The following is a 13,621-nucleotide window of genomic DNA, read 5'->3' on the forward strand; positions in this document are numbered from 1 at the left end:
GGCCGGGGAGATAAGGAGGCGGTTTTGCAGCTTGCATCCTGCCTCCGTTGATATTCTTACAGAGTAATGATACATTCTGTAAATGGAAGTCAAGCGTGCATACAAATTCCGCTTTTACCCAACGCCCGAGCAAGAAGAAAATCTTTCCAGGACGTTCGGGTGCGCTCGTTTTGCCTACAACTACATGCTGCGCCAGCGAACCGATGCATGGTTTCAGCGTCAGGAAAGAGTCGGGTATGCCGACACTTCCGCGATGCTCACGGCGCTCAAGAAAACACCGGAGCACGTGTGGCTGAATGAGGTTTCCAGCGTTCCGGTTCAGCAATCCCTTCGCCATCTGCAAACGGCTTTCAGCAACTTCCTTGCTCGCCGTGCCAGGTATCCTGCGTTCAAGTGTAAGGACGGCAATCAGTCGGCTGAATACACGACCAGCGCGTTCAAGTGGGATGGAAAGAAGCTTCGCATTGCGAAGATGGATGCCTCGCTGAATATCCGCTTTTCGCGCACCATCCCGAAGGCCGCTACCGTGACAACCGTCACGGTCAGCAAGGACACCGCGAACCGCTTCTTTGTGTCCATGCTCTGCACTGATGAGGTCGGAGCAAAGTCCAAAGCAGCCGGCAAGGTTGGTATTGATCTGGGCCTGACTCACTTCGCCATCCTTTCAACTGGCGAAAAGGTTGCTTCGCCCAACACGTTCCGCAAGAACGAAGCCAGGCTCGCCAGACTGCAACGCAGACTGGCAAAGAAGCAGAAAGGCTCCACGAACAGGCGCAAGGCCAGGTTGAAAATAGCCCGGTTGCACGCCAGGATTGCAGATTCGCGCAGGGATTTCCTGCACAAACTTTCGACACGGCTGATAAACGAAAACCAAGTGATCGCCATTGAAAGTCTCGCTGTCAGCAACATGCAGAAGAACCGCTGCCTCTCGAAGTCGATCAGCGATGCAAGCTGGTCTGAATTCGTGCGGCAGCTTGAATACAAAGCACACTGGTATGGACGTGAGTTGATCGGCATTGATAAATGGTATCCGAGCAGCAAGCGATGCAGTGACTGCGGACATATCGTCAAGGTAATGCCTTTGAAAGTACGCGAATGGACATGCCCGGAATGCGGGACTATCCACGACCGCGACATCAACGCGGCGCGCAATGTTCTGGCGGCGGGACTCGCCGTGTCAGCCCATGGAGAAACTGTAAGTCCTGTCTGCATGTAAATGTGAATAGGCAAGGTTCTGTGAAGTGGGAATCTCCTTCCTTTAGGGAGGGGAGGATGTCAATGTTCTTTCCTTTGGGATTATCGATCTGACTTTCAGCACTTTTCACATCGACTCAATTTTTCTTTATAGCCGATAAAGCCTGAAAGGCAAGGTGCAAAGGTTATAGAGCCTTTGAGGGAATTGCTGTCCTTGCACCAGCAGATCGAAATGTGCTTTCCATCCCGACAAACAACGCTTCTGTCCTTATGATCGAAAAGTGATCGGTATCGATTTCGTTCCCGGACAATTCAGCCTGGCCGGTTTGCCTTGAAAGAGCCAGCCGCTCGGACAAGGGGCGGGTCGCAACCCACCAGCAGGCGGGTCGGATGTTCAAGCAGCCTAATTCCGGAGCCTGCGCCGCAAGTGTTTTCAAGTGCCGCGCAACGCTGAAGATGCGGGCAAGTTCGCTTGCTCCCAGAGCCGCATACCTGTCGCGCTCCCCCTTCGTAGGCGAAGTTGCACCTTCCGAGGCCTGCATGGCAGAAATTAATTCATCCAGCAAACCTGCCAAAGCCTCTTCCGATGGCTGCTCCGAGGATTGCAGACAACTTTTCTGATTTCCATCAGGAAAAACTCCATCCGCCCCGTCAATTTTCGCTCCGGGCAGCACCAAGGAAACAAAATCGGAAAAATCCTGTCGCCAGTCGTCTGGCTCGACCTCTCCCATGGCGGGGATGAAGGAATCGATAAGGCCGAGAAACGCGACCTCCTGCCCCTCCGCCTCCAGTAACGCAGCCATCATGGCTGCAAGAGTGCCTCCAAGGGACCAGCCTGACAGATGGTAGGGTCCCTCCGGCTGTGCCCGGCGAATGATCTGGACATAATCTGCCGCCATCTGGGCGAGAGAAGCATCGCGATGTCCGGGATCAGAAAGCATGCGGCAAGGTATTCCATAGACCGTTCGCTTACCCTGTAGATGCCGCGCAAGCGGCTGGTAGTCGAACACGGTGCCCAAACCGGCATGGATGCAGAATAACGGCTCGATTTTCGCTTTTTCGTCGCACTGGTTTAACAGCAGCAGTGGCTGTGTTTTGCCGGGGGTTTCAACGTCCAGGCCGAGCAAACCGGCAATGGTCGGACGTTGCATCAGATCCCGCAGCTTGAAATCGAATTTCAACCCGGGCAGGTTGCGCATTCGGGCCATGACTTTCAGGCTGGAGAGTGAATCTCCGCCGAGGGCGAAGAAGTTGTCGGTCTCGCCTACCCGTTCCACACCGAGTACTTCCTTCCAGATCTGTGCGAGAAGTTGAGCTTCAGGGGTGGAAGGCACCCGATAAGTATTGCCGGCTACCGCATCCGGCTCCGGTAATGCAGTGCGGTCAAGCTTGCCACTGGGCAATCGGGGCAGTTCGTCCAGGATGACAATGTGCGCGGGCACCATGTATTCGGGCAGCCGCCTGACAAGTTGCTGCTTCAGCCTGCTTTCCAGCCCTGCACCCCCCTTCCGGACTGGCGCAGCCGTCCCCATCTTCCCCACCGTCCCCGTCATCTCATTCGGCGCGACATAAGCGGCGAGTTGCGGGCCTCCCGCCATTTCCCGAATAACGACTGCAACCTCGGTCAGTCCGGTAAGCTCACGTATGCATGCCTCTATTTCGCCCAGCTCGATCCGGAACCCCCGAATCTTCACCTGCTGATCAGCACGGCCGATATATTCAATGTTGCCGTCATCCAGCCAACGCACCAGATCACCCGTGCGATAGAGCCGCCCGCCATTCCCGTCAAACGGATCCGCTACAAAGCGCTCCGCTGTCAGTCCCGCTCGCCCCAGGTACCCGCGAGCAAGGCCATAGCCGCCGATGTACAATTCCCCTATCATGCCTACAGGTACCGGCTGCATATCGACGTCAAGCACGTACGCGGTACGTTCTCCCACGGGCTTGCCGATAGGTGCGTAGACGCAATCGAAACTGTTGCTCGCTTCCGTCTTCCAGATCAATGGCGTAACAACCGTCTCGGTGGGTCCGTAACCATTGATCAGAATGCGCGGCCGCAAGGTCTTTCGCACCAGGTCGTAGGAAGCCTTGGGCATGGCTTCGCCCCCGAAGACATAAAGCTCTACCGGCGGCGGATCGCTGCGTGGCGCAGCCCATTCGGCAACCTGTCCCAGGTAAGCGGGCGGAAACGCCGCATTGGTAATGCCATAGCTGTGCAAAGCGTCGTATGTCTGCTCCGCGGTCCACAATTCCTGATCGCGCACCGCCAGGCCGGCACCGACTGTCAGTGCGGTCAGCCAGCGCTCATGTGCGCCATCGAAGGAGAATGACATGAAGAGCAGCTCGCACGAGTGCGGCGTCATACCGTAAATTCCGGCGGTTGCGCGGCAGTGCATGCTCAGTGGACCGTGCGCTACCGCCACTCCCTTGGGGAGTCCGGTCGAGCCCGATGTGTAAATAATGTATGCCAGGTTATGCTCATGGAGGGGAATGTCGGGGTCAGAGCTTGATTCGGCTATCAAGTCCAGTGAATCCAGCAACAGCGTCGGCACTCCAAAACTGCTGCCAAGCTTGGCGAGCAATTTCTCTTCCGTCAAAAGAAGCGACATGCCGCTGTCCTTCACCATGAAGGACAGGCGCTCAACCGGATATTCAGCATCGAGTGGCACATAGGCTCCACCGGCCTTGAGCACGGCCAGCAGCGTTACGATGACGTCCAGCGAACGTTCCATCGCCACCCCTACTCTTACTTCCGGCCCCACACCGATACTGGCGAGATGGTGCGCCAACCGGTTCGCCCGCAGATTCAATTCGCCATAGCAGAGTTCCTGCTCACCCATCAGCAGGGCAATCGCCTCAGGTTGTCGTTCCGCGTTCTGCTCGATCAGGTTGTGCACAAACTGACGCGAAAGCCGCGATGGCAAGGTTTCCAGATGTGCATTGGATCCGAGTGAAAGGAGGTGGTCAATCTCTCTTTTTTCCATCCATGCCAACTCTCCCACACGCCCCTCCGGATGAGCCATCATTTCCCTCATCAGGAATTCCATATGCGCGCGCAAGTCAAGCACGAAGTCGTCGGGAAGCTCGGCGCGTCCGTAGCAGTATTCGATTTCCAGCCTGTCGTCCACCACGACCTGTAAGTCCATCGCGTATCCTGTCAGCCCCTTGCCTTTGATTTCCCCAAAGCGCAGTCCATAAAGCTCGTTGCTGCGCATTGCCTCATCGATGGGATAATTCTCGAATACGACAATGCTGTCGAAGAGGGGCCGGCCGGAGGAGCCCGCCCATCGCTGAATATCTGCAAGAGACGCGTGCTCATGCTCGCGCAGTCTTGCATTCGTTTTCTGCAGCAGGCTGAGATACCCCGCTACTGTCAATTCGCTTTTCCGCTCAACCGGAACGGGAATGGTATTGATGAACATTCCCACTATTTCGTCGGCTTTTGGCAGGCTGGGGGGACGTCCCGCCACGGTAGCGCCGAATACCACTGTATCTTTGCCGGTATAGCGCTGCAAAAGCAATGCCCATGCTGCCTGTACGAAAGTATTGAGGGTCACTTGCTGCCGCTGCGCGAAGGCTTTCAGCCGATGGGTTTCCTCGGTGCTGAGAAGGGTATATATCTGCGCAAACCCTGATCGCTTGTCTGGTTCGCTTGCTCCATTTGTTGTTTTTCCTGTCGATGTTTTTCCTGTCGACTTCGCCAACAGAGTCGGGCCCTCAACCCCTGCAAGTTCGGCTTCCCAGAAAGCCTTGGTCGCCTGCTCGTCCTGTTGCAGAAGCCACCGTACATAGTGACCATAATCCGGCCCTGGCGCAGCAAGCGCTTGCCCATCGTAACGGCGCAGCCAGTCGCTGATGAGTATGGAATCGCCCCACGCATCGAGCAATATGTGGTGCCGCGTCCATACCAGCTGGTAGCGATCATCGGCAAGACGTATGAGGGCAAGTCGCGCCAGTGGAGGCATGAGAAAATCGAATTCCCGTTTCAACTCGTCCTCTGCGCAGGCAGCAACACGTGATTCCAACGCATCCAGTCCGCGCCAATCCAGGTGGACGACAGGTGCATGGACTTTTTTGAAGACGATTTGCAACGGACGCGTCAAGCCAGCTTGCCATAGAAAACCGGTGCGCAGTATTGGATGACGGCTAACCATAGCCATCCACGCGTTTGCCAGCCGTTGCGGATCCAGCCCCTCAACTTCCACGCTGAGCTGATTTACATAAAGACCCGCGCCTTCCGCTGCCGTTTCCAGGGTATGAAACAGCATGCCTTCCTGTGTCGGTGACAAAGGATAGACATCTTCAATTTCATCCTCTGTAAAGGCGAGTCCTGCAATCGCTGCAGAGCCCAGGTAATCGCGCAGATAACCACGCTCGGGCTTGGCCGGTTCTGCAACCGGTTCCTCAATGGTTTCCACTATTTCTGCCAGCAAAGCGATGGTTTGCTGTTCGAATAATTGCCGGGGTGTGATCTTCAAGCCGGCACGCCGGGCTTTGGCGACGATTTGAAGACTGAGAATGGAATCGCCCCCCAACTCAAAAAAGTTGTCATGCCGGCCCACCTGGGCTACGCCAAGCACCTGGGTCCAGATTCCCGCCAGCACTTCTTCCACTTCACTTTGTGGTGCCTCATAACGCTCCGTATTGGCAAATTCCGGCTCAGGCAAGGCCTTGCGATCCACCTTGCTATTGGGATTAAGCGGCAAACTCTCCAAAACAACGATTGCCGAAGGAATCATATAGTCCGGAAGCACTTTGGCTAGTGCCTGGCGCAATAAGGCAACATCCACATCTCCCCCGGCATGCAATGAAACATAGGCAACAAGCTTCGCGCCTCCTGTTAACCGCATATCACCGGCTGCCAGGACAGCATCGCCCCCTTCCCGCGCAACCACCACCGCTTCCCTGATTTCAGGCTGAGCCAGCAGTTGGGATTCGATCTCACCCAGTTCGATACGAAACCCTCGAATCTTGACCTGATGATCCAACCGCCCCAGGTATTCGATCTGCCCATCGCCGCGCCATCTTGCCAGGTCGCCAGTTCGATACAGCCGTCCTCCTTCTTCATCGAAAGGATCGGCTATGAAACGCTCTGCTGTCAGTCCTCCACGGTTGGGATAGCCACGCGCCAACCCTACCCCTCCGAGATACAGTTCTCCAGCCACGCCTGCCAGAACAGGATTGAGATTCGCATTGAGGATGTATGCGCGGGTGGCCGCTATGGGCTTACCTAATACCGTTGCACCGCTTTGGTCGATTCTTCCCACTGCGGACCAGATAGTGGTTTCAGTGGGCCCATACATGTTCCATAACTCGACGCCGCAGGCACGCAACTGATCAGCAAGGTCGGGCTGAAGCGCTTCGCCGCCACACAACGCTTTCAAGGGCTTGAACGGTTTGTTGTCTCCTCCCTGCATTTCTCCTTCTGCTTTTCCTTGCAGACGATCCCATCCGGCCGCAAGCAGCATGCGCCATCCGGCAGGTGTGGACTGCAGGACGCTAGGGGGGTGGGTTTGAAGGAGCTGCGCGAGGGCCAGGCCATCGCGATTGACCCCCTGCGGAACAAGCACGAGGCGTGCGCCAACACTCAAAGGCAGATAGAGTTCCAGGGCAGCAATGTCGAACGACAGCGCGGTTACCGCCGCAAGCGTATCCTGGGCATCCATGCCCGGAAGCTCGCCCATGCTGGTAAGAAAGTGACTTAGCGCATGATGCGCCACGCCTACGCCTTTTGGTTTTCCAGTGGAGCCTGAGGTATAGATGATGTAGGCGAGGTTATCGCCGTGCAGCCGGACTTGCGGATTGCTCTCAAGCTCGTTCCTGAGATCAAGCCCGTCCAGTTCCAGGACAGGGCATCTTGCGGCCTGCGGCATGTGGGACTTGACATGGCTTTGTGTAAGGAGCAGTCCAATGGCACTGTCTTCTACCATGTAGGCCAGCCGCTCCTGCGGATATTCCGGATCGAGCGGCACATACGCTCCACCCGCCTTCAGGATGGCAAGCAGACCAACCACCATGTCGATCGAGCGCTCCACCGCCATGCCCACCCGGCTCTCGGGCCCAATCCCAAGCTCAATCAGGCGGTGTGCCAACCGGTTTGCCCTTCGGTTCAATTCCCCATAGCTCAACTCGACATCGCCAAAGATCAGCGCCACTGCTTCAGGTTGAATTTCAACCTGCCGCTCGATCAGCCTGTGTACAGGCTCGGTATTGGCATAACGCTGCTCGTTGATCCCCCAGGCCTTAAGCTGCGCCCGCTCGGCTTCACGGAGGATGTCGATGTCGCCCAATCTCTGCAGCGAGTTCGCGGGAGTGGCGGCAATCCTGTCGAGCAGTCTGTTGAGCTGCGTCGCAATGGATTCCACCGCCGTTCGCGAAAAACACCTGCAATCGTAGCTGTAGCCCAGTGACAGCACGTTACTCTGCATGACCGATACCATCATCGGGTAATTGCTGCTTTCGCGATTGCGAATGTTGGAAAAGACAAGCCCCCCCGGAGTAGATTCGCGCAACGCCTCATCCATGGGATAGTTCTCGAATACGAGAATGCTGTCGAATAATCCCTGGCCGCTCTGCCCCAGCCAGCGCTGGATTTCGTACAGGGGCGTATGTTCGTGTTCGCGTGAAGCCAGATTCTGCGCTTGCAGATCGCGCAGCCATGCGCCGATCTGCTGCTCGGGCGGGAGCGTTACCGCCACGGGAAGCGTATTGATGAACAATCCCAACAGGTGCTCCCCTCCCGTCAGGTCCGCCGGCCTTCCCGCCACCGTCGCACCAAAGACGACAGTTTGCTTCCCGGTGTACCGACTCAGCAAGATCGCCCAGACGCTCTGTATCAGAGTGTTGAGGGTGACGCGCTCACGCCGGGCGAACTGAATCAACCTCTCGGAAAGGGAGAGCGGCAGTTCAGTGATATGCTCCCCATACTCTTCATGATCGGAATTTCCTCGGTGTGCAGGCAATGTCGCCGCCAGCCGCGTCGGCTCCCCGATTCCGTTCAGCCGCTCCCTCCAGTATGCTTCGGAAGCTTCCATATCGCGCTGCTGCAGCCATTCGATAAACCTGCGATATTCGCCTCTGCCCCGGAACGACGCTTCCTGAGCTGGAGAGAGGCCTCCGGCATATCGTCGCAACACTTCCCCAGCCAGTTGGGAAGTGCTCCATCCGTCCAGCAGCAAGTGATGGATCGTCCAGATGAGGTGGTAACGATCACCGGTCAATCTCACCAGCGCGAGGCGCATGAGCGGAGGTCTGGCAAGATCAAAACCCGAGGCGTGTTCCGCCTGGGCCAATGCCTCAAGATCGCGCTCCCTATGCTCCCTGTGCTCTCCATGCACCCTATCCCGCCAGTCGTGTTCCACAAATGTCAATTCGACCGTCTTCGAAACCCATTGCAGGGACTTGCCATCCTGAATCACGAAACCTGTCCGTAACACCGGGTGGCAAGCCACCGCCGCCTGCCATGCCGCTTTGAAACGCGTTGCATCCAGTCCCTCGATATCGGCCCTCAACTGATTGAGGTAAACATCGTGGTCCTCCCTGTCAAATACGCTGTGGAAAAGTACCCCCCCCTGCAATGGAGAAAGCGGATAAAGATCTTCAAGCTGCGCGGCGGCGACAGGCAGAGGCAGACTGTCCAGCTCGCGTTGGGTGATTTCGACCAGGGGGAAATCCGAAGGGGTAAGGCCTTGTATGCCACTGGTGCAATGGACAATCAGCGTTTCAAGCTCAGTGCGGTAGACGTTTATAAGCGCTTCAATCGTGCTCTTATGGTAACGCGCTTCGCTATAGCTCACCGTAAGGCACAGTTCGCCCTCGTAAACATGGCCATTTATGGAAATATCATGACTGAGGAGTGCATTTTCATCCGTCAGAGCCCCTGCCGGCTCGGCCGCCAACGTCCACAGCGCGCTTTCGTCGAAACTCGCATCCAGTTGCCCCAGGTAATTGAATACGACTTCGGGCTTGGGCAAGGATGCCAGGACTTCACGCTGTTCGGGCGTTCCGTGATATTTGAACAGTCCGTAACCCAATCCTTTATTCGGTATCTTTCGCAGGTTTTCCTTGATGCGCTTAATCCTCTGATCCAGATCCCCGGATGGATCGAGCATCACCGGATAGAGGGTGGTAAACCAGCCGACCGTTTGCGAAAGGTCGATATCGTATAAATCTTCCCGGCCATGGCCTTCAAGATCGATCAGGATTGTCTTATGGCCGCTCCACCAGCAGAGGGCGCTGCCCAAGGCGGTAAGCAACAAGTCGTTCACATGAGTACGATAGGCTGCGGGCGCCTCCTTGAGCAAGGCGTGGGTTTGCACCTTACCCAGCTTGAGCAGAGCATTGCACTGGTGACGGACCAAGCTCGCGCCATTGGGGCTATCGCAGGGCAGCATGACCGATACTCTCGTCAAGCTTCGCCAGTAAATCAATTCTTCTGCATTTTCACGCACATAACGCCGCAGCTGCTCGGTCCACACCTCATAGCTGCCCGATTTTTCAGGCAACGCGATAGCTTTGGCATGCCGGGCCTGGCTATAGGCACTCTGCAAATCCTCAAGCAGGATGCGCCAGGAAACGCCATCAATCACGAGGTGATGAATGACCAGCAGCAACCGCTGACTGCCATCGTCCATGTTGAAAAGCACGGCGCGCAGCAGTGGGCCTTCGATGAGATTCAGGCTGCGCTGCGCCTCGTTGCACAGTGCCCCCAGGTTCGTCTCGGTAGCAGCTTTGCGCACCCATAACAAATCATCCGCAATGGATTCCCCACAAAACTGTTGCCCACAGAACTGTTGCCCACAAAACTGTTGCCATTCGCCGCCCTCATTTCTAGCGAAGCGGAAACGAAGCGCGTCGTGGTGCCGCACCACGGCTTCCAGTGCCAGTCCAAGATGTGCAGGATCCAGATGCTCCCGGCTTTCCAGGAGCGCGGCCTGGTTCCAGTGATGTCGCCCGGGAATTTCCTGTGCGAAGAATTCAGCCTGAATGGGCAGCAGCGGTAGGCGCCTCCCCGATCCTCCATCGCTTAATCCTTCGTTCGACTGTGCGCTTGCGATCGGGGTCAGGGTAGCAACGGTTGCATCTTGAGCTTCGAGAGCCATTGCCACCGCCGCCAACGAAGCAATGGTCTGCCGTTCGAATAATTGGCGTGGCGTGATCTTCCAACCGGCACGGCGTGTCCGGGTGACAATCTGGAGACTGAGTATGGAATCGCCTCCCAGCTCGAAGAAGTTGTCATGCCGCCCCACCTCTGCCACCCCCAGCACCTGTGCCCAGATGCCCGCCAGCGCCTCCTCCACTTCCCCCAGCGGCGCCTCATAATGCTCCGTATGAGTAAACTCCGGCTCAGGCAAGGCCTTCCGGTCTACCTTGCCACTCGGATTGAGCGGCAGACTCTCCAGCACTACAATCACCGAAGGCAGCATGTAATCTGGCAAAACCTTGCCCAACGCTTCACGCAGTTGTCCAACTTCCACCTCTGCCCCCGCATGCAAGGAAACATAGGCAACCAGCCTTGTGCCTCCTGCGGGATTGGAGGCACCGGCGCCTTCCCTGGCAACCACCACTGCTTCCCTGACTTCCGGCTGCACCAGCAACTGCGTTTCGATTTCCCCCAGCTCGATGCGGAATCCCCGGATCTTGACCTGATGATCCAGCCGTCCCAGGTATTCGATCTGCCCGTCTGGGCGCCATCTTGCCAGATCCCCCGTGCGGTAGAGCCGACCGCCTGCCTCATCGAAGGGATCGGCTATGAAACGCTCCGCAGTCAGCCCTCCACGGTTGAAATAGCCGCGTGCCAACCCGATGCCACCCAGATATAGCTCTCCCGCTACGCCCGCAGGAACCGGGTTCAAATCGGAGTCGAGAATATAGGCAGTCCGATCACCGACAGGACAACCAATGGGCATGTAGGCGGACTCGAACCACGTTCCGGGATATGCTTTCGAAATGAGCGGTGTAATGACTGTTTCGGTCGGGCCATAGCCGTTGATGATGCGAGGCGGCCGAAGTGTGGTTTGTACAAAATCAAAGCTGGCGCGACTCATGGCTTCGCCACCGACCGTATACGAACGGATCGGCAGAGCGCGTCCCGCATTGTCCAGCAGCTCCGCCATCTGGTGCAGATAGTTCGGGGTAAAACAGGCAATGGTTATCCGATGCTTTACAATCTCCGCAACAGTACGTTCGACGGACCAGAAATCATTATCACGCGGCATCAACGCTGATCCGAAGGCAAGGGGCACGAGCCAGCGCTCATGCGCACCATCGAAATTGATCGATGCGAACTGTAACTCCCGATCCGCCGGTGTCATGCCATAAATTTCACCTATAGACTGAACATGCATTGACAGAGGCTGGTGGGTGACGCTCACGCCCTTTGGTTTTCCGGTGGAGCCTGAGGTATAGATGATGTAGGCAAGGCTGTGTTGATGCAGGGCGGCTTGCGGGTTGCTGTCGGATTCACTCTCAAGGTCGAGCCTGTCCAGCTCCAGCACCGGATATTGACTGGAGTGGGGAATGCGCGATCGAATCCGGCTTTGCGTCAGCAGCAGCCCGATGGCACTGTCTTCCACCATGTAGGCCAGCCGCTCCTGCGGATATTCCGGGTCGAGCGGCACATACGCCCCGCCCGCCTTCAGAATGGCAAGCAGGCCCACCACCATGTCGATCGAGCGCTCCACCGCAATGCCCACCTTAACCTCGGCCTCAACCCCAAGCCTGATCAGACGGTGCGCCAGACGGTTCGCTCTTCGATTCAGCTCACCATAGCTCAATTCGACATCCCCAAAGATCAGCGCCACTGCTTCCGGTTGGATTTCAACCTGCCGCTCGATCAGCCTGTGCACGGGCTCCGCATTTCCATAGCGCTGCTCGTTGATCCCCCAGGCCCTAAGCTGCGCCCGCTCGGCTTCACCGAGGATGTCGATGTCGCCAAGGCTCTGTTGCGGATGCTCGGCCAGTTGCTCCAGAAGATGCAGATAATGGTCGCCCAACCGCGCAATGGTGGCAGGCTCAAACAGTTCGGCGGCATAGGTGAAGGTCGCTTCCAGCCTGCCATCGGGTTGCTCAACCGTATCCAGGGTCAGTTCAAACTGCGCCGCCTGCTCGCTCAACTCGTGATTTTCCACCATGAGTCCGGGCAATTGCTCAAGTGCCCGGTAGTCTTCGCGCAGGTGGTTGTACATGACCTGAAACAGAGGATTCTGATTCAGGTTGCGTTCGGGTTGCAGTGCTTCAACCAGTTGCTCAAACGGCAAATCCTGGTGAGTCTGGGCACCCAGCGCTGCTTCCCGCGTCTGATCGAGCACCGCGTGCAGGGGCATGCGCCCGTCCATGAGGGTGCGCAATACCTGGGTGTTGACGAAGAATCCGACGATGTTTTCTATTTCAACCCGGTGACGGTTGGCAATCGGCACCCCCACACGGATATCCTGCTGTCCGGTATAGCGGTAGAGCAGGCCCTGAAAGCCCGAGAGCAGCGCCATGAACAGGGTCGCACCCTGGCTTTGCGCCTGACGCTGCAGGCGCGTAACCAGACCTGCGGGTAATGTGAAGGTATGGCGCGCGGCACGGTAACTGGCCTTGGAAGATCGGGGGTGATCGGTGGGCAGTTGCAATACCGGATGTTCTTCTCCCAACTGGCTGCGCCAGTAGGTCAGCTGGCGCTCTTTTTCTCCCGCTTCCAGCCAGTTGCGCTGCCATATCGCGTAATCGGCATACTGGACCGGCAGTGCCGGCAGGGAGAGCTCCTGCCCCTGCCCCTGCCCCTGCCCCTGCCCCTGCTCCTCCCCCTCCTGCTCCTGCTGCACGCGTGCCCGATAGTGGGCGGCAAATTCGTCAATGACAATGCGGTTGGACCAGGCGTCCGAGATGATGTGGTGCATCACCACCACAAGAAGGTGTTCTTCCGGTGCAATGCGGATGAGGGCAAGCCGAAGCAGCGGGCCTTGCGTCAGATCAAAGGGAGTTGCGGATATCCGGCCCGCTTCTTCACCGGCTTGCGCTCTCGCTTGTTCCAGAGGCAATCCGGAAAAGTCAGTCAAAGGAACTTCAAGCCGCGGCTCATCTTCGATGATCTGCTCCGGCAACCCTTCCGCATTGGCCCTGAATACCGTGCGCAGCGATTCATGCCGCCTGCCCAGCGCCGCAAAGCTCCAACGCAGCGCTTCAATATCCAGCTCGCCCGTCAGCCGCAATCCCCCGCTCAAATGATAAGCCGTGCTCAACGGCTCCAGTTGCCATAAAAACCAGTGACGCTGCTGGGCGTAAGAGAGCGGCACCGGCGCGGAAGTGTTGCGGCGGGAAATACTCGATCGGGGTGCCGGAACATGGGCTCCTGCCAGCCGGTGCGCCAGCCTCTCCCGTTGCTCAGGGGTCAGGCGCGCGCGTCTTTGCGCTAGACTGCTGCTATGCATGATGGTGCGGA

The 13,621-nt window shown here is 57.3% G+C and carries 2 protein-coding genes; one reads left to right on the forward strand and one right to left on the reverse strand.

Features of this window, described 5'->3' with window-relative positions; all coding sequences use genetic code 11:
* The first annotated feature begins 82 nt into the window (after positions 1 to 82).
* Positions 83 to 1,216, forward strand: a complete 1,134-nt coding sequence (locus ACZ5BW_RS09545) for an RNA-guided endonuclease InsQ/TnpB family protein (protein ID WP_464539304.1) — start codon at positions 83 to 85, stop codon at positions 1,214 to 1,216.
* Positions 1,217 to 1,379: 163 nt separating this feature from the next.
* Here the strand turns inward: ACZ5BW_RS09545 and ACZ5BW_RS09550 are convergent, their stop codons facing one another.
* Positions 1,380 to 13,610: an amino acid adenylation domain-containing protein gene (locus ACZ5BW_RS09550; protein ID WP_464539306.1), complete on the reverse strand. Its 12,231-nt coding sequence runs from the start codon at positions 13,608 to 13,610 to the stop codon at positions 1,380 to 1,382.
* Between the last annotated feature and the right edge of the window lie 11 nt (positions 13,611 to 13,621).

The organism is Nitrosospira sp. TNL300 (genome assembly GCF_055385915.1).